Annotated in this window: 15 protein-coding genes and 1 riboswitch; of the genes, 12 read left to right on the top strand and 3 right to left on the bottom strand. The window is 69.0% G+C overall.

What is annotated here, in order from left to right:
* Nucleotides 1–6 precede the first annotated feature (6 nt).
* From OH735_RS03545 to OH735_RS03525, 5 genes are all read left to right on the top strand, one after another.
* Complete coding sequence (locus OH735_RS03545) at nt 7–999, top strand: carbohydrate kinase family protein (protein WP_406379377.1); 993 nt, start codon at nt 7–9, stop codon at nt 997–999.
* Entirely contained in the window at nt 996–4,478 is a 3,483-nt protein-coding gene (gene metH, locus OH735_RS03540) for a methionine synthase (protein WP_406379375.1), read from the top strand. Before OH735_RS03545 ends, metH begins: the two co-directional genes overlap by 4 nt.
* A 12-nt stretch (nt 4,479–4,490) precedes the next feature.
* A complete protein-coding gene (gene ahcY / locus OH735_RS03535; RefSeq protein ID WP_406379373.1) occupies nt 4,491–5,945 on the top strand; it encodes an adenosylhomocysteinase in 1,455 nt (484 codons plus the stop codon).
* A gap of 10 nt (nt 5,946–5,955) precedes the next feature.
* Nucleotides 5,956–6,867, top strand: a complete 912-nt coding sequence (gene metF, locus OH735_RS03530; RefSeq protein ID WP_406379372.1) for a methylenetetrahydrofolate reductase [NAD(P)H] — start codon at nt 5,956–5,958, stop codon at nt 6,865–6,867.
* An 88-nt stretch (nt 6,868–6,955) separates the two neighbouring features.
* Nucleotides 6,956–7,019: riboswitch (Fluoride riboswitch) on the top strand.
* 63 nt (nt 7,020–7,082) lie between these two features.
* The gene (locus tag OH735_RS03525) at nt 7,083–7,661 is read left to right on the top strand and encodes a SixA phosphatase family protein (RefSeq protein ID WP_406379371.1); all 579 of its coding nucleotides are present in this window, start codon (nt 7,083–7,085) and stop codon (nt 7,659–7,661) included.
* 88 nt (nt 7,662–7,749) lie between these two features.
* Here the strand turns inward: OH735_RS03525 and OH735_RS03520 are convergent, their stop codons facing one another.
* Nucleotides 7,750–8,250: an inorganic diphosphatase gene (locus OH735_RS03520; RefSeq protein ID WP_406379369.1), complete on the bottom strand. Its 501-nt coding sequence runs from the start codon at nt 8,248–8,250 to the stop codon at nt 7,750–7,752.
* A gap of 399 nt (nt 8,251–8,649) precedes the next feature.
* Nucleotides 8,650–9,048 (bottom strand): DUF6221 family protein, encoded by a 399-nt coding sequence (locus OH735_RS03515; RefSeq protein ID WP_406379367.1) that lies wholly within the window; start codon nt 9,046–9,048, stop codon nt 8,650–8,652.
* A 274-nt stretch (nt 9,049–9,322) separates the two neighbouring features.
* Here OH735_RS03515 and OH735_RS03510 point away from each other — a divergent pair, with 274 nt between their 5' ends.
* The 6 genes from OH735_RS03510 to OH735_RS03485 all read left to right on the top strand — a co-directional run bounded on the left by OH735_RS03510 (nt 9,323) and on the right by OH735_RS03485 (nt 16,463).
* Complete coding sequence (locus tag OH735_RS03510; protein WP_406379365.1) at nt 9,323–10,093, top strand: dienelactone hydrolase family protein; 771 nt, start codon at nt 9,323–9,325, stop codon at nt 10,091–10,093.
* A gap of 226 nt (nt 10,094–10,319) precedes the next feature.
* The gene (locus tag OH735_RS03505) at nt 10,320–12,197 is read left to right on the top strand and encodes a transketolase (RefSeq protein WP_406379363.1); all 1,878 of its coding nucleotides are present in this window, start codon (nt 10,320–10,322) and stop codon (nt 12,195–12,197) included.
* A gap of 206 nt (nt 12,198–12,403) precedes the next feature.
* On the top strand, nt 12,404–13,363 hold the full coding sequence (locus OH735_RS03500) for an alpha/beta hydrolase (protein WP_406379361.1): 960 nt from the start codon (nt 12,404–12,406) through the stop codon (nt 13,361–13,363).
* Between the two features lie 171 nt (nt 13,364–13,534).
* Nucleotides 13,535–14,206, top strand: a complete 672-nt coding sequence (locus OH735_RS03495) for a response regulator (protein ID WP_406379360.1) — start codon at nt 13,535–13,537, stop codon at nt 14,204–14,206.
* Between the two features lie 351 nt (nt 14,207–14,557).
* The gene (locus tag OH735_RS03490) at nt 14,558–15,292 is read left to right on the top strand and encodes an FkbM family methyltransferase (protein ID WP_406379358.1); all 735 of its coding nucleotides are present in this window, start codon (nt 14,558–14,560) and stop codon (nt 15,290–15,292) included.
* A gap of 16 nt (nt 15,293–15,308) precedes the next feature.
* Nucleotides 15,309–16,463 (top strand): glycosyltransferase family 4 protein, encoded by a 1,155-nt coding sequence (locus OH735_RS03485; RefSeq protein ID WP_406379356.1) that lies wholly within the window; start codon nt 15,309–15,311, stop codon nt 16,461–16,463.
* Nucleotides 16,464–16,658: 195 nt separating this feature from the next.
* Here OH735_RS03485 and OH735_RS03480 read toward each other — a convergent pair whose 3' ends face one another.
* On the bottom strand, nt 16,659–17,084 hold the full coding sequence (locus OH735_RS03480; protein ID WP_406379355.1) for a DUF5997 family protein: 426 nt from the start codon (nt 17,082–17,084) through the stop codon (nt 16,659–16,661).
* 58 nt (nt 17,085–17,142) lie between these two features.
* Here OH735_RS03480 and OH735_RS03475 point away from each other — a divergent pair, with 58 nt between their 5' ends.
* Nucleotides 17,143–17,955 carry a LysR family substrate-binding domain-containing protein gene (locus tag OH735_RS03475; RefSeq protein ID WP_406379353.1) on the top strand — a complete coding sequence of 271 codons (813 nt, stop codon included), beginning with the start codon at nt 17,143–17,145 and terminating at the stop codon, nt 17,953–17,955.
* The last annotated feature ends 5 nt before the right edge of the window (nt 17,956–17,960 follow it).

The following is a 17,960-nucleotide window of genomic DNA, read 5'->3' as shown; positions in this document are numbered from 1 at the left end:
GCAGCCATGCGCATCGCCGTCACCGGCTCGATCGCCACCGACCACCTGATGGTCTTCCCCGGCAGTTTCAAGGAACAACTCATCGAGGGCCAACTCGAAAAGGTGTCGCTGTCCTTCCTCGCCGACTCCCTGGAGATCCGGCGTGGGGGAGTGGCGGCGAACATCACCTTCGGACTCGGACGGCTCGGTCTCCGGCCGCTCCTGGTGGGCGCGGCCGGCACCGACTTCGACTCCTACCGGATCTGGCTCAAGGGCCACCACGTCGACACCGACTCCGTCTGGATCAGCGACACCCGGCACACCGCCCGGTTCGTCTGCACCACGGACCGCGAGCACAACCAGATCGCCACGTTCTACCCCGGCGCCATGGCCGAGGCGGGGAACATCTCGATCGGCGAGGTCGCCGACCGAGCCGGCGGCCTCGACCTGGTCCTGATCTCCCCCGACGACCCGGCGGCGATGCTCCGCCACACGCGGGAGAGCCGGAGCCGGGAACTGCCCTTCGCCGCCGACCCGTCCCAGCAACTGGCCACCCTCGGGAAGGAGGACGCCCGGCAACTCCTCAGCGGTGCGCGCTACCTGTTCACCAACGAGTACGAGGCCGCGCTGTTGCAGGAGCGAACCGAATGGCGGGCGGCGGACATCCTCGACCGCGTCGGCTTCTGGGTGACGACGCTCGGCGCCGACGGCGTGCGTATCGACAGCGCCTTGAACGGCACTCCGTCGCGACTGGTGGTCCCCGCGGTCCCGGTGGATGAGGCGGCCGACCCCACAGGTGTCGGTGACGCCTTCCGCGCCGGCTTCCTCGCCGGAGTCTCCTGGAAGCTCGGCGTCGAGCGCTCCGCCCAACTCGGCTGCACACTCGCCGCCGCGGCGCTCCGGTCCGTGGGCACCCAGACCTATGAGCTGAGCCGACAGTTCCTGCTCGACACCGTACGTGGCGTCTACGGCACAAAGGCGGCCGATGACATCGCGCCCCAGCTGGCGAGTGTGGCATGACAAACCGCCCGGACGCTCTGCGTGAGGCGCTTGCCTCGCGGGTGGTGGTGGCTGATGGTGCGATGGGCACGATGTTGCAGGCGCAGGATCCGACTCTTGACGATTTCGAGGAGCGTGAGGGTTGTAACGAGATTTTGAATGTGACGCGGCCGGATATTGTCCGTTCGGTGCACGCGGAGTATTTCGCGGCGGGCGTGGACTGTGTGGAGACCAATACGTTCGGTGCGAATTTCGCGGCACTGAGCGAGTACGAGATCCCGGACCGTGTCTTCGAACTGTCGAGGTCGGGTGCGCAGCTGGCCCGGGAGGTGGCGGATGAGTTCTCCGCCGATGGCCGGGCGCGGTGGGTGCTGGGGTCGATGGGCCCGGGGACGAAGTTGCCGACGTTGGGGCATGCTCCGTTCGCGGTGCTGCGTGACGCGTATGAGGAGAATGCGGCGGGTCTGATCGCGGGTGGCGCGGACGCGTTGCTGGTGGAGACGACGCAGGATCTGTTGCAGACGAAGGCGTCGTTGATCGGTGCGCGGCGGGCGCTGGAGGCGGCGGGTGTGGATCTGCCGTTGATCTGTTCGGTCACGGTGGAGACGACGGGGACGATGCTGCTGGGTTCGGAGATCGGTGCGGCGCTGACGGCGTTGGAGCCGTTGGGGATCGATCTGATCGGTCTGAACTGTGCGACGGGTCCGGCGGAGATGAGTGAGCATCTGCGCTATCTGTCCCGGCATGCGCGGGCGCGGTTGTCAGCGATGCCGAATGCGGGTCTGCCTGTGCTGGGTAACGACGGTGCGCATTATCCGTTGTCACCACAGGAGTTGGCGGACGCACATGAAGTGTTCGTGCGTGACTATGGATTGTCGTTGGTCGGCGGGTGTTGTGGGACGACGCCGGAACATCTGCGGCAGGTAGTGGAGCGGGTGCGGGACATGCGCCCGGCTGACCGGTTCCCCCGGCCGGAGCCGGGTGCGTCGTCGTTGTACCAGTCGGTGCCGTTCCGGCAGGACACGGCGTATTTGGCGATTGGCGAACGGACGAACGCGAATGGGTCGCGAAAGTTCCGGTCGGCGATGCTTGAGGGTCGTCTGGATGACTGTGTGGAGATGGCGCGGGAGCAGATCCGTGAGGGCGCGCATCTGCTGGATGTGTGTGTGGACTATGTGGGTCGTGACGGTGTGGCCGATATGGCGGAGATCGCGGGCCGGTTCGCGACGGCGTCGACCTTGCCGGTGGTGCTGGACTCGACGGAGCCTGCGGTGATCCAGGCGGGGTTGGAGAAGCTCGGTGGCCGGGCGGTCATCAACTCGGTGAACTACGAGGACGGTGATGGCCCGGAGTCACGGTTCGCGCGCATGACGCGGCTGGCGGTGGAGCACGGCGCGGCGTTGATCGCGTTGACCATCGACGAGGAGGGCCAGGCGCGGACGCCGGAGCGGAAGGTGGCGGTCGCGGAGCGGATCATCAGGGATCTGTCGTCGAATTGGGGTATTCACGAGTCGGACATTCTGGTGGACTGCCTGACGTTCACGATCTGCACGGGTCAGGAGGAGTCCCGTAGGGATGGAGTGGCGACGATCGAGGCCATTCGGGAGTTGAAACGCCGTCATCCCGCGGTGCAGACCGTGCTGGGGTTGTCGAACATCTCGTTCGGGTTGAATCCCGCGGCGCGGATGGTGCTGAATTCGGTGTTCCTGGACGAGTGCGTGAAGGCCGGGCTGGATTCGGCGATCGTGCACGCATCCAAGATCCTGCCGATCGCCCGGCTGGACGAGGAACAGCGCACGGTGGCGCTGGATCTGATCTATGACCGGCGGCGTGAGGGCTATGACCCGTTGCAGCGGTTTCTGGAGCTCTTCGAGGGGGTGGACGCGGGGTCGATAAAGGAGGAGAAGGCGCGGGAGCTGCTGGGCCTGCCCCTGGACGATCGGTTGCAGCGTCGGATCACCGACGGGGAGAAGAACGGCCTGGAGGCCGACCTCGATGAGGCACTGGTGACCCGGTCGGCGCTGGAGATCGTCAACGACACACTGTTGGCCGGTATGAAGGTCGTGGGCGAGCTGTTCGGCTCGGGGCAGATGCAGTTGCCGTTCGTGCTGCAGTCCGCCGAGGTGATGAAGAACGCGGTGACCTATCTGGAGCCGCACATGGAAAAGACCGATGACGAGGGCAAGGGCACGATCGTGCTGGCCACCGTCCGTGGTGACGTGCACGACATCGGCAAGAACCTCGTGGACATCATTTTGTCCAACAACGGCTACAACGTGGTCAACCTGGGGATCAAACAGCCCGTCGCGGCGATCCTGGACGCGGCACAGGAACACAAGGCCGACGTGATCGGCATGTCGGGTCTGCTGGTGAAATCCACGGTGATCATGAAGGAGAACCTGGAAGAGCTCAACCAGCGCAAGATGGCCGCGGACTACCCCGTGATCCTCGGCGGCGCCGCGCTGACCCGCGCCTATGTCGAACAGGACCTCCACGCCGTCTACGAGGGCGAGGTCCGCTACGCGCGGGACGCCTTCGAGGGCCTGCGGCTGATGGACGCGTTGATCGCGGTCAAACGTGGGGTGCCCGGAGCGGTCCTGCCCGGGCTCAGACAACGCCGTGTGGCCCAGAGTGAGATGCCCGCCGAGTCCGACGGGCCCGTCGAGGGCGAGGGCACGGTCCGTTCCGATGTCACCATCGACCATCCGGTGCCCACACCCCCGTTCTGGGGTACCCGGGTCGTCAAGGGTATCCAGCTGGCCGACTACGCCTCCTGGCTGGATGAGGGAGCCTTGTTCAAGGGCCAGTGGGGCCTGAAGCAGGCCCGCAGCGGGCAGGGCCCCTCCTACGAGGAGCTCCTCGAGCGGGAGGGCCGGCCGCGGCTGCGGGGCTGGCTCGACCAGCTCCACACCGAGAACATGCTGGAAGCCGCGGTGGTCCAGGGCTACTTCCCCTGCCACTCCAAGGGCGATGACCTGATCCTGCTGCACGAGGACGGCACCGAGCGTACCCGGTTCTCCTTCCCCCGCCAGCGACGCGGACGCCGCTTGTGTCTAGCCGACTTCTTCCGCCCCGAGGAATCGGGGGAAACCGATGTCGTGGGCCTGCAGGTCGTCACCATCGGCTCGAAGATCGGCCAGGCCACCGCGAAACTCTTCGCCGCCAACGCCTACCGCGATTACCTCGAACTCCACGGCCTGTCCGTCCAACTCGCCGAAGCCCTCGCCGAGTACTGGCATGCCCGCGTCCGCGCCGAACTCGGCTTCGGCGGCGAAGACCCCACCGATATCGAAGACATGTTCGCCCTCAAATACCGGGGCGCACGCTTCTCCCTCGGCTACGGCGCCTGCCCCAATCTCGAGGACCGCGCCAAAATCGCCGACCTTCTCCAACCCGAACGCATCGGCGTCGAACTCTCCGAAGAATTCCAGCTCCACCCCGAACAATCCACCGACGCCTTCATCATCCACCACCCCCAAGCAAAATATTTCAACACCTGACAGGGAGTCCGAATGAAGATGTCCAAAAACCTCGACTTCAACGTTGCCGATCTCTCTCTGGCTGCTTTCGGCCGTAAGGAAATCACGCTCGCCGAGCACGAGATGCCCGGTCTGGTGTCGATTCGTGAGGAGTTCGCCGCCGCTCAGCCCCTGGCAGGGGCGCGGATCACCGGTTCGTTGCACATGACGGTGCAGACCGCGGTGCTCATCGAGACGCTGGTCGCGCTCGGTGCCGAGGTGCGGTGGGCTTCGTGCAATATCTTCTCCACGCAGGATCACGCCGCGGCGGCGGTCGCGGTGGGTCCGGCCGGTACGCCGGAGGACCCGCAGGGCGTTCCCGTGTTCGCCTGGAAGGGGGAGACGCTGCAGGAGTACTGGTGGTGCACGGAGCAGGCGCTGACCTGGCCCGGCACGGCGACCGGCGGCCCGAACATGATCCTTGATGACGGCGGCGACGCCACGCTGCTGGTGCACAAGGGCGTGGAGTTCGAGAAGACGGGCGCCGCTCCGGACCCGGCCACGGCGGACAGCGAAGAGTTCCGGATCATCCTCGAGGTGTTGAACCGGACCCTGGGGGAGAATCCACAGAAGTGGACCCAGCTGGCGTCGGAGATCCGTGGTGTCACGGAGGAGACGACCACGGGCGTGCACCGGCTGTACGAGATGCAGCAGGAGGGCGCGCTGCTGTTCCCGGCGATCAATGTCAACGACGCCGTGACGAAGTCGAAGTTCGACAACAAGTACGGCTGCCGGCATTCGCTGATCGATGGCATCAACCGGGCCACCGATGTGCTCATCGGCGGCAAGGTCGCCGTCGTGTGCGGATACGGCGATGTGGGGAAGGGCTGCGCGGAGTCGCTGCGGGGCCAGGGCGCCCGGGTGATCATCACTGAGATCGACCCGATCTGCGCGCTGCAGGCCGCGATGGACGGCTACGAGGTGGCCATGCTGGACGACGTGGTGGAGACGGCCGACATCTTCGTCACCACCACCGGCAACAAGGACATCATCATGGCCGGCGACATGGCCCGGATGAAGCACCAGGCGATCGTCGGGAACATCGGTCACTTCGACAACGAGATCGACATGGCGGGTCTGGCCGCGATTCCCGGGATCGTCAAGGACGAGGTCAAGCCGCAGGTCCACACCTGGACGTTCGCCGACGGCAAGAAACTGATCGTGCTGTCCGAGGGCCGACTGCTGAACCTCGGCAACGCCACCGGTCACCCCTCGTTCGTGATGTCCAACTCCTTCGCGAACCAGACGATCGCGCAGATCGAACTGTTCACCAAGCCCGAGTCGTACCCCACCGACGTCTACGTCCTGCCCAAGCACCTGGACGAGAAGGTCGCCCGGCTCCACCTCGACGCTCTCGGCGTCAAACTGACCGAGCTGCGCCCGGAACAGGCGGCGTACATCGGTGTCCCGGTCGAGGGCCCGTACAAGCCCGACCACTACCGCTACTGAGGAGGCCGACGTGGACGTGGCCACCGCTCTGAGGGGCAATGTGCCGGCCCGGCTGGCAACCGGACGCCGCTCCTATTCCTTCGAGTTCTTCCCCGCCAAGACGGATGCCGGGGAAAGCCGGTTGTGGGAGTCGATCCGCAGACTGGAAACGCTGAACCCCAGCTTTGTCTCGGTCACCTACGGGGCCGGCGGATCATCGCGGGACAGGACGGTCCGCATGACCGAGCGGATAGCCACGGAGACCACCCTCACCCCGGTCGCCCACCTCACCGCGGTGGCGCACTCCCGCGCCGAACTACGCCGGGTGATCGGGGAGTACGCGGACGCCGGCGTCAAGGACATCCTCGCGCTCCGGGGCGACCCGCCGGGGGACCCCCGGGCAGCATGGGTGCCCCACCCCCGGGGGCTGGACTACGCCGAGGACCTGGTGCGGCTGATCCGGGAGTCGGGGCGGTTCAGCGTGGGTGTGGCCGCCTTCCCCGAAGGCCATCCCCGGTCCCCGGACTGGGAGAGCGACACCCGGTACTTCCTGCGCAAGTGCCGGGCCGGTGCCGAGTACGCCATCACCCAGATGTTCTTCCACGTCGACGACTATCTGCGGCTGCGTGACCGGATCCATGCAGCGGCCTGTGATGTGCCGATCATCCCCGGCATCATGCCGGTCACCAACGTGCAGCAGATCGAACGCTTCGCGGTACTGAGCAACGCGGCCTTTCCCACCGGTCTAGCAGCCCAGTTGCACGCCGTGGAAGCCGACCCGGAGGCCGTCCGGCGTATCGGAGTGGACTACGCGGGGGCCATGTGCCAGCGGCTGCTGGCCGAGGGAGCCCCCGGACTGCACTTCATCACGCTCAACAACTCCACGGCCGCCCTCGAGATCTACCGGGGCCTCACCCTTCCGCTGGAGCAGGAACTGGGGTGACGGGCAGACGCCGGCTCTCCGTACTCGTGGCCGGTGGGGGGCGGGGAGAGGCACGGCGGTTGTGGCGCCCGCCTCCCGCGCGGGACACTGGACATCCGGCGACGAGGCTCGCCGTAACCGCGTCGGATGGCGCCGATGGCCTCTGTGTGATCCGGCCCCATCGACATGCCGCCTCGCCACGGAGGCCGACCCGCAGGAAGGGGGTGCGTACGGCTTTGGCTGACCGGACCGTAGCCCGGCCTGCGACGCAGGCGTCGGCGAGGCTGATCGTGCTGCGGCACGCCAAGTCGGCCTGGCCGGAGGGTGTACCCGATCACGAACGCCCGCTCGCGGGCCGGGGCCGTCGGGATGCCCCGGCGGCCGGCCGGTGGCTGTACGAGGCGCGGTGCTTGCCCGACCTGGTCATCTGCTCGACCGCCCGGCGTACCCGACAGACCTGGGAACTGGTCGCGGCGGAACTGGGCGCCACGCCGGAGGTGGTGTTCGAGCCGCGGGTGTACGAGGCGAGCGTGTCCGCCTTGGTCTCCGTCGTGCGCGAGGTCCCGGAGCGGCGGCGGACGGTGCTGTTGATCGGCCACCAGCCAGGAGTGCAGGACATGGTCCTGTCCCTGGCGGGAGACGGGGACGACGAGGCGCTCGGGCGGGCCCGTGTGAAGTTCCCGACCGCCGCGGTCGCGGTGCTGATGCTGCCCGGCGCGTGGGCCCGGCTCGCTCCGGGTACGGCGGCGCTCACCGATTTCGCCGTGCCGCGCGGCGTCCGCGCCAGGCGTTCGAAGGACGCCGAGGGAGGCTGACTGCCGCGCGGATCAGCTCCGGATCAGCCCGGGTGATGCCGTGCCCGTGCCGGAGACGGGACCAGTTCACCCGGACGGCCCGAGGTGGTCACGAGGGCTCTTTGGTGCTCGCGGCGACGGCGCGTTCGCGGGATGCCTCGATCTCCGCGTACGCCGGGTCCCGTCCTTCCCAGTGGGATCCCTCGACGGACTTGCCGGGTTCGAGGTCCTTGTAGACCTCGAAGAAGTGGGTGATCTCCAGTTTGTCGAAGGTGGGAATATCGCCGATGTCCTGCAGGGAGGCGTAGCGCGGATCATGGGCGGGCACGCAGAGTACCTTCTCGTCGGGCCCCTTCTCGTCCTTCATGACGAACATGCCGACAGCCCGGCACTCGATGGTGCAGCCGGGAAACGTCGGTTCTCCGACCAGCACGAGAGCGTCCAGCGGATCGCCGTCGCGGCCCAGAGTTCCGTCGATGTAGCCGTAGTCCGCCGGATACTTGGTGGACGTGAACAGCATGCGGTCCAGGCGGATGCGGTGCAGTGTGTGGTCCATCTCGTACTTGTTGCGGGACCCCCGGGGGATCTCCACCGTCACGTCGAACTCCATAGCGGCCTCCTGGCGATGGGGGTGTCGGGGTGTTGGTTCCTGGGCAGGTCATCGGAGCGCGCCGGGGCGCCTTCGACCTGGAGACGGGTGCGCCGGTCCTGCTCGCTCGGCAGGGCAGGGACGTGATGCGGTCAGATGCCTTGCGGGCACATGGGCCGCGCGTGCGGTGCGGGTCGCAGCATGCGTGGACATGGTCGCCGGCACGCTCGGCGCACGCCTCCAGTGTGCGCCTGCCTTATGCATTCAGCAGCGTGGAGGGGCCGCGGTGCGGCCGAGCGGGGACGGAGGAGTCGTACAGGGCCCCGGTCGGGGTTCCGCCTGCCGGGCGGCGGCGCCCCGGAACGCGGCACCTCGGTGGGCGCTCCGATCGCGCGGACGCGCAGGAGCGGGCGTCGGACGCTACTGGATGAACCGCGGCAGCCACTTGGCCCGGTAGTCGGGGTGGCCGGCGTGTTCCGCGGCCATCTGCCGGACGGCGAAGCCGAGTCCGACGGCACGGCCGGATGAGAAGTCGTGCTCGGGGCGGTCGGTGTCCCTGTCGGCGACCTCCGCGTACTCATTGAGCAGAACCCTGCTCGTCTCGATGCGACGGCAGGTATGCGCAGGGGCCTGGTGAGCGATGTGCTGGTCGAACCCGCGATTGCGCACGATGAACGCGATGGCTCCGGACCGGTCGTGGACTTCGCCGGGCACGTCGGCCGGACACCGCCAGTTCTCCCCGCCCGCCGCGCGCGCGATCTGTTCCTCCTCGGCGAGGCGCGCCCGAACAAAGTCGATCATGTCGGAGTTCTCTGTCATCGGGATCGCGAGTCCTTCACCGTCTTGGCTCCCTGGCGGGAACTGCACCTACTGTCCGACCGTCCGCGCGAGTGCTGTTCGTACGCCTCGTTCACCGGGGCTGCCGGACGACGATACCGATTCGGAGACCGGCACGAGGTTCGCGACGGCGTGCCCCGGCCGCGGCCGGGCAACCGGCCGAAAGATCAACGACCGTCTACGATCGCTGACCGCAACCGCACACCTCCCGCCTCCGGGCACGGAGGAGTGCCCGACGAGAGAAGAGAACCCGCCCATGTCCTCCGTGCGCGGAACATCCGTGGACATCCCCACCCAGGACGGCGCTGCCGACGCCTACCTGGCCCATCCCGATGACGGCAGTCCGCACCCCGCGGTCCTGCTCTACATGGACGCCTTCGGGCTCCGTCCCCAGCTGAAGAAGATGGCCGACCGCCTTGCCGGAGACGGTTACACGGTCCTGGTCCCCAACGTCTTCTACCGCCATGGGCGGACGCCGGTGGTCGAACTGCCCGAATTCATCGATTCGGCCCGACGGCCGGACATCTTCGAGCGTCTCGGTCCGATCCTGCGGTCATTGACACCCGATCTGGCGATGCGCGATGCCGACGCCTATCTGAACTGGCTCGCGGACTGCCCCCAGGCCGCCGACGGGCCGGTCGGTCTGACGGGCTACTGCATGGGCGCCGGTCTCGCTCTGCGCACCGCAGGCACGTACCCGGAGCGGATCGCGGCCGCAGCCGGCTTCCACGGCGCGAACCTGGCCACAGAATCCGCCGACAGCCCGCACCTGCTCGCCGACCGGATCACCGCGGAGCTGTACTTCGGCCACGCCGACCAGGATCCTTCGATGCCTCCCGAGCAGATCGACCGCCTCGACGAGGCGCTCACCGCATCGGGTGTGCGCCACCACGGTGAGGTCTACACCGGGGCGCACCACGGTTTCACCCAGGCGGACACCGTCAGGTACGACAGCGCGGCGGATGATCGCCACTGGGCGGCACTGACCGCACTCCTGGACCGCACCATCGGACCGGCACGCGTGTGAACCGCGGCCCCCTCCGCCCCCCGGCCCGCTGACTCACGGCCCCCTCGCTGAATCGCGGCCCCCGCGCCATGGACATACCGTCGGCAGGGGGCCGCAGACGCCGCGTGTGGTCTGTGCGACCGCGGCCCGCGAGCCGGCGGCGGTCGCACACCCGGATCACAACGCCCGGATCGAACGCACGGAGTGAACCCCCGGATCAGAAGGCAGGACACGAGAGGAGGCCGCGATGACGGCCCAGAACACCCACACTGTCTCCCTCGGGCCGGACAGCGGCCTCGACGAGGTCTTCCAACTGGCGCAGCAGCTGCGAGTGGACTCCGTCCGCGCCAGCACCGCCGCCGGTTCGGGCCACCCCACCTCCAGCCTGTCCGCCGCGGATCTGATGGCCGTCCTCATGACGCGCCAACTCCGCTACGACTGGCAGAACCCGAAGAACCCGGCCAATGATCACCTGATCTTCTCCAAGGGCCATGCCTCCCCCTTGCTGTACGCGATGTTCCTGGCCGCCGGTGCGATCGGCGAAGAGGAACTGATGACCACCTACCGCCGCAACGGCGCTCGTCTGCAGGGCCATCCGACCCCGGTCCTGCCCTGGGTGGACGCGGCCACCGGTTCGCTGGGCCAGGGCATCGCGTACGGCGTCGGCATCGCGCTCGCCGGACGCGACCTGGAACACCTGCCGTACCGGGTGTGGGTGCTGTGCGGCGACAGCGAAATGACCGAAGGGTCGGTGTGGGAGGCCCTGGACAAGGCGGGCCGCCACCGCTTGGCCAATTTCGTCGCGATCATCGACGTGAACCGTCTCGGCCAGCGGGGACCCACGGAACTGGGCTGGGACACCGGCGCCTACGCCCGCCGGGCCGAAGCCTTCGGCTGCCGTGCCCTCGTCGTCGACGGCCACGATCTCGCGGACGTCGAGCAGGCCCTGGCCGTCGCGGGAGACGGGCAGGCCCCCACAGTCGTCGTCGCCAGGACCGTCAAGGGCCAGGGCGTTTTTGAGGTCGCGGACGCCGAGGGCTGGCACGGCAAGGCGCTGCCCGAGGACCTCGCCGCGCGCGCCGTCACCGAACTGGGCGGCGTACGCCACCTCACCGTTCGGGGCCACCGGCCGCCCGCCGCCCCCGCAGCCACCCCGGCCGCCCCCGTGCAGGTGAAGCTGCCGCAATTCCGGATCGGCGAATCCGTCGCCACCCGCGTCGCCTTCGGCAAGGCGCTCGCCGCGATCGGTGCCAGGCCCGACATCGTGGCCCTGGACGCCGAAGTGGGCAACTCCACCCATGCGGAGGACTTCGGCAAGGCGCACCCCGAGCGGTACTTCCAGACCTACATCGCCGAGCAGCAGATGATCGCCAGCGCCGTCGGTATGGCCGCACGCGGCTACCGCCCGTACGCCACCACCTTCGCGGCCTTCCTCACCCGGGCCCATGACTTCATCCGCATGGCGGCCGTCTCCCAGATCTCCATGAGCCTGTGCGGGACCCATTGCGGTGTCGAGATCGGCGCGGACGGCCCGTCGCAGATGGGCCTGGAGGACCTTGCCATGATGCGGGCCGTCCACGGTTCCACCGTGCTCTACCCCAGCGACGCCACATCCGCCGCCGCACTGACCGCCGCCATGGCCTACCTGGACGGCATTTCCTACCTCCGCACCACCCGGGGCGCCTACCCCGTCCTCTACGGCCCCGACGAGACGTTTCCCGTCGGCGGGTCCAAGACGCTGCGCGCGAGCGACCGTGACCGGGTCACTCTCATCGGCGCGGGCGTCACCGTCCACGAATGCCTCGCAGCCGCCGACCAGTTGGCCGCCGACGGCATCCCCGCCCGGGTGGTCGACCTGTACTCCGTCAAGCCGCTGGACCTCGACATGCTCGTCCACGCCGTCCAGGAAACGGGCGCACTGCTCGTCGTCGAGGACCACCACCCGGAAGGCGGCATCGGGGAGGCCGTGCTGTCCTCACTCGCCGCGCAGCGACTCGCTCCCGCATATGCGCACCTCGCCGTACGCAATCTGCCGGGCTCCGGAACCACCTCCGAACTCCTCGACGCCGCGGGCATCTCACGCACCCACATCATCCGAACCGCCCACGACCTCGTCGGCCGCTGAGCGCTGCTGATCCGGGGCCCGTGCGTCTTTGCGAGGGAGGCCCGGAGCGGATGCGCACGAGTCGGCGATCGACCGGATCCGCCTCCCACCCCCGTACTTCAGAACTACGCGCAAGGTTCACTCCCCGGCGGGACGCCGACTACGAGGTGTGATCCATAGCTTCGTACCGGAATCGAGAACGACATCCGGTACGAAAGGAACCACCTGTGGCCCGCCCACGCAGAAGACGCCTGTGCCGTGCCCTGCTCACCGCACTGGTCGTCGCGTCGGTGGCCGTGCCGGTATCGGGTGCGGTCAGGCCCGCCGACGTGCCGGCGCCCGTACCGAGCGTCCGGGGGCCGCTGCCCGCCGCCACCCCGGGCGCCCTCGCCGCGCGGTACGCCGCGACCCGCGCGGACATCGAAGCGGCCGCGCGGACGGCCCACGACCACGGCGACGACAAGCGCGCCGAGGCGCTGTACGCCCTGGGCGGCCCCGCACGCCACCTCCTCTCCTTCGACGGACGCCACGGAGGCCGCGCCGTCGAGGTGGTCGGCGATCTGTCCCGGGCCGACCGGATCGCCGTGCTGGTCCCGGGCGCGGGCATGAGCGTCGACAACTACTGGCGCCTGCAAGGGGGCGCCCAGGCGCTGCGGAGGCAGCTGGGCGACCGGGCCGCCGTCGTTGTCTGGCTCGGTTACGAGACGCCGGCGACGGTGAGCCTGGCCGCCGCGACCTCACGCCGCGCCCAGGACGCCGCTCATGAACTAAGGAAATTTCTGGGGGATTTGAGGAGGGTCAAACCCGCCGCCCGGACGTCCCTGCTCTGCCACTCCTACGGTTCCGCCGTCTGCGCACGGGCCGTGACCGGACTACGGATCGCGGATATCGTCCTGTACGGCAGCCCCGGCGTCGGAGTCGACGACGTGGCCGGCCTGCACACCCCGGCCGCCGTGTGGGCGGGCCGGGGCGGCGACGACTGGATCGCCGACGTGCCGCACGTACGCCTGCAACTCCCGTACATGGACGTCGGTTTCGGTACGGACCCGGTGTCCGAACGCTTCGGCGCCCGGATCTTCGACGCGGGCTCCGGTGGCCACAGCGACTATCTCGCGCCCGGTTCCGTACCCCTGAAGAACATCGCCCGGATCGTGGACGGACAGATCCCCGATGCCCCTCGTGCCTGATCCGGTGGCTGCACGAGGACCCCTGAAGGTGTTGCCGACGCGGGGCCCCGTACGGTGGCGCCCGGGTGCGTGGCACTCTGGCTTTCGGCGCCGTCCCGATGGAGGATACGAGGTGATCGCGATGCTGCCCGCCGAACCCGTCGAACCCGCCGACCCTGCCGAGGACAACCAGTGACGACCACGCGCGTGCTGATCGCCGACGACCAGATGATGGTCCGTCAGGGCTTCACGGTGCTGCTCGACGCCGAACCCGGCATCGAGGTAGTCGGCCAGGCCGTGGACGGCATCGACGCCGTCGCCAAGGTCGCCGAACTGACCCCCGACGTCGTACTGATGGACATCAGGATGCCCGGGGTCGGCGGCATCGAGGCGACACGCCGCATCATGGCGTCACCCGCCGACACCACCAAGGTCCTCGTCCTGACTACGTTCGACCTCGACGAGTACGTCTACGAGGCGTTGCGCGCCGGGGCGTCCGGATTTCTGCTGAAGGACGCGTCCGCCGCCGAACTCGCCCATGCGGTAAGGGTGGTGGCGTCCGGTGAGGCCCTGCTCGCCCCGAACATCACGAAGCGTCTCATCGCCGAGTTCTCCCGGATGGCCGACGTCCCCCGCAGCCCGGTCAAGGGCCGCAGCGGCAACCTCACGGAGCGGGAGACCGAGGTCCTGTCGCTGATCGCGCAGGGCCTGTCGAACGCGGAGATCGCCGAGCGGCTGGTGGTGGCGGAACAGACCATCAAGACCCATGTGAGCCGGATCCTGGTCAAGTTGAGCCTGCGTGACCGCACCCAGGCGGCCATCCACGCGTACGAGACGGGCCTGGTGCGCCCCGGCGGATACTGAGGTCCACCGGGAACAACGACCGTTGTGTCCGCCGAAGCCGAAGGAAGTGCCTGCTCGCTCGGCCGGGGCGTGAAGCCCTGGTCTGTGTTCCTTCATTACGGTTTCGGGCCCTCGTCTCCACACCTGATATCTACATCTCAGGTTTGATGCGCGGGTGAATCTGCTTCTGAAGAAGGATGGGATCACCCCGCATTCGATGATGCGATGGAACGCCGACCGCGTGTGGCGTCGCTCCGGCAACAGAACCCGTGCGCCCGTGCAGGCTGAAAGGCGTTTGATGAGCGGCAGGTTGACCCGTCGGCCGGATCCCTCGGCCCCCGGTCCGGCGGCCTCCCACAGCCGGGACTGCGCGTGCTGTCGGTCGCGCTCGCGTTGCGCTGGGCGTCCCCGCGCTGGGACTTCGTGGAAGACGAAGTGGCGGGTCTGCGGCCGCTGGTGCCGCCGGGCGCCGTCTGCCTGGACATCGGGGCCGAGTACGGCCTCTACACCTGGAGCCTGTCCGCGCTGGCCGGACCGTCGGGAAAGGTGCACAGCGTCGAACCGCTGCACGGCCCCGCGCACTGGCTCAGGACCGTGGCCGCCGCCCTCGGCTGCGACAACGTCACCGTGCACCGCATGGCGCTCGGCGAACGCGCCCACGAAGGAACGATGAGCCTGCCCCGGCGCCGCCTGCTGCCCGTCCACGGACGCGCCTACCTCACCGACGGCGCCTCGGGACCCGGCCCCAACGTCGAGTTCGCCACCTCCCGCCCCGTGACCACGCCGGTGCGGACGGTGGACGGTCTCTGTCACCACATGGGCCTGGACCGGGTCGACTTCATCAAGGCCGATGTCGAAGGGGCGGAGGCGGCCGTACTGTCCGGCGCCCGGCGCACGCTGCTGCGCCACCGGCCCGCCCTCTTGCTGGAGATCGAGGACCGGCACCTGGAGAAGTACGACATCGGCGCGGCCGACCTCGTCGGCCGGCTCACGGCGCTCGACTACGCCATGTACCGCTGGCGGAACAGGAGTTGGGTACGTGTGGCCGACGTTACCGACGACTGCCGCAACTACCTCTTCACGGCTTGCCCGACCCCATCCAGCTGAAGGATCCAACACATTCATGGGCTCCACCCTTGTCATCACCAACGACTTCCCGCCGCGTCAGGGAGGCATCGAGACCTTCGTGCACGCGATGGCGACGCGAATACCGGACGACGACGTGGTGATCTACACGTCGCGCGAGCCCGGCGACGCCGCCTACGACGCGGCGCTCCCGTTTCCTGTCGTACGTGACACCAGCGGCATGCTGCTGCCGACCAAGCGGGTCACCCGCAGGGCGATCGAGATAGCCAGGGCCCATGACTGCGACCGGGTCTGGTTCGGGGAGGCCGCGCCGCTCGCCCTGATGGCGCCGGCACTGCGTCGCAGTGGCATACGGCGCATGGTGGCGACCACCCACGGCCACGAGATCTGGTGGGCCAGGACGCCCGGTGCACGCCGGATGATGCGCCGCATCGGTGCGGGCGTGGATGTCGTCACGTATCTCGGCCAGTACACACGGGCCCGGATCGAGCCGTCCCTCGGTCCGCGTGCGCGGATGAGCCGCCTGGTGCCGGGGGTCGACGCGCAGGTGTACCGGCGCGACGCGGATGCCGGGTCCGCGCTGCGGGCCGAGCTCGGTCTGCAGGGCAAGCGGGTGATTCTGTGTGTGGCCCGGCTGGTCCCGCGCAAGGGCCAGGACATGCTGATCCGGGCTCTGCCACTGATCCGCCGGGAGGTGCCCGACGCGGTGCTCGTCGTGGTCGGACGCGGCCCCGACGAGGCACGGCTGCGCAAGCTGGCGCTGCGCCACGGCGAGGGGGCGGTCCGCTTCGTGGGCGGGAAGTCGCACACCGAGACCCCGGCGTACTACGCGGCGGCGGACGTCTTCGCGATGCCGTGCCGCACCCGGAAGGCGGGACTGGAGGCGGAGGGCCTCGGGATCGTGTTCCTGGAGGCGGCGGCGAGCGGTCTGCCGGTGGTGGTCGGCGACTCGGGCGGTGCCCCGGACACGGTGCTCGACGGCCGGACCGGCCGCGTCGTCGACGGCACCGACGCCACGGCGGTCGCCGGTGCGCTGACCCGGATACTCCTTGACGCCGGTCTGGCCGCCGAGATGGGAGCCGCGGGCCGCGTCTGGGCGCGGGAATCCTGGTCCTGGGACACCTCGGCCCGCCATCTGACACAGCTGCTGAACCCCGAGAACATCCCGGCGGTCACGCCGGCGCAGGAGTAGGTCCGGCGAACGGCGACGGCCCCGCGTACCGCAGCGCTCTTCGAGGGAGCCGTGGCTGTGTCCCGGCGACGGCGCCCGCGAGCCGGGGGACCGGATGTCGTGGCCGGGGCCGGGCCGACAGGGCCCGCCGGTGCCCGAGCGCGGGCCCGTGCGCGCCGGGTGACGGAGGTGCCGGGGGAGGGGAGAAGCCAGAAGTCAGGAGCGCGATCCGCGGGTTTCTTCGCCGCGGGCTGCGTCCTTCTCCTTCTTCTCCTCCTTCTTCTCCTTGATGCGCACCGCTTCCTTCCGGACCTCGGCCTGGGTGGTGCGCTCCTGCTGCAGCCAGTCGGGGTTGTCCGTCTTCAGCGCTTCGATCTGCTCCGTGGTGAGGGCCTCGGTGATTCCGCCACGGGCGAGACCCGAGATGGAGACACCCAGCTTCGCCGCGACCACCGGCCGGGGGTGCGGGCCGTTGCGTCGCAGTTCGCGCAGCCACTCGGGCGGATCGGACTGCAGTGCGTTCAGCTCGGTGCGCGAGACGACACCCTCCTGGAACTCGGCGGGGGTGGCCTCTAGGTACACACCCAGCTTCTTTGCCGCGGTAGCGGCCTTCATTGTCTGGGCGGTCTTGTGCGACGTCATGGTGTCAAGGGTATCGAGCATGTGCGCTACCTCTGACCAGGGCCGGTAACCTGGCGGAGTGACAAGCTCGGAAGAAACCCCTTCGTTCCGGCTCGCGTATGTCCCGGGGGTGACGCCCACCAAGTGGGTGCGGATCTGGAACGAGCGGCTGCCCGACGTCCCCCTGAACCTCGTCGGGGTGTCGGCCGCCGAGGCGTCCGACGTGCTGCGGGGCGGTGGCGCCGACGCGGGTCTCGTGCGGCTGCCGATCGACCGGACGGGCCTCAGCGCGATCCCCCTCTACACCGAGACGACGGTCGTGGTGGTCCCGAAGGACCATGCCGTCGCGGCGGTCGACGAGGTCTGCGCCGAGGATCTCGCCGACGACATCGTGCTTCACCCGCTCGACGACACCCTCGTCTGGGAGCAGCGGCCGGGACGGCCCGCGGTCGAGCGACCCGCCACGACGGCGGACGCCATCGAGCTGGTGGCGGCGGGAGTGGGCCTTCTGGTCGTCCCGCAGTCGCTTGCCCGGCTGCACCACCGCAAGGACCTCACGTACCGGCCGGTGTCGGACGCCCCCGAGTCACGCGTCGCGCTGTCGTGGCTGGAGGACGAGACCACGGACCTGGTGGAGGACTTCATCGGGATCGTCCGGGGCCGGACCGTCAACAGTTCACGGGGCCGCCCCAAGTCCCCGGCACAACCGAAGGAATCGAAGACCGAACGCTCCGGTACGGGCACCGCACGGCGCACGCCCGGCACCGGGAAGGCCGCCGGGAAGACAGCCGGGAGGGCCGTCGGCAAGGCGTCCGGGAAGAGCCCGCGGAGCGGTTTTGGCAGTGGCGCCAAGGGCGGCGGCAAGCGCGGAAAGCCCCGCCGCCGGTCGTAGCCACG

The sequence above is a fragment of the Streptomyces sp. NBC_01618 genome, from assembly GCF_045209435.1.
GTDB lineage: Bacteria > Actinomycetota > Actinomycetes > Streptomycetales > Streptomycetaceae > Streptomyces.
Note: the sequence above shows the minus strand (reverse complement) of the source record. Positions and strands in the feature narration are given on the sequence as shown.

Coding starts and splice junctions, on each gene's coding strand:
- OH735_RS03545 (WP_406379377.1), top strand. CDS start 7: ATGCGCATCGCCGTCACCGGCTCGATCGCCACCGACCACCTGATGGTC.
- metH (WP_406379375.1), top strand. CDS start 996: ATGACAAACCGCCCGGACGCTCTGCGTGAGGCGCTTGCCTCGCGGGTG.
- ahcY (WP_406379373.1), top strand. CDS start 4,491: ATGAAGATGTCCAAAAACCTCGACTTCAACGTTGCCGATCTCTCTCTG.
- OH735_RS03520 (WP_406379369.1), bottom strand. CDS start 8,250: ATGGAGTTCGACGTGACGGTGGAGATCCCCCGGGGGTCCCGCAACAAG.
- OH735_RS03515 (WP_406379367.1), bottom strand. CDS start 9,048: ATGACAGAGAACTCCGACATGATCGACTTTGTTCGGGCGCGCCTCGCC.
- OH735_RS03510 (WP_406379365.1), top strand. CDS start 9,323: ATGTCCTCCGTGCGCGGAACATCCGTGGACATCCCCACCCAGGACGGC.
- OH735_RS03505 (WP_406379363.1), top strand. CDS start 10,320: ATGACGGCCCAGAACACCCACACTGTCTCCCTCGGGCCGGACAGCGGC.
- OH735_RS03485 (WP_406379356.1), top strand. CDS start 15,309: ATGGGCTCCACCCTTGTCATCACCAACGACTTCCCGCCGCGTCAGGGA.
- OH735_RS03480 (WP_406379355.1), bottom strand. CDS start 17,084: ATGACGTCGCACAAGACCGCCCAGACAATGAAGGCCGCTACCGCGGCA.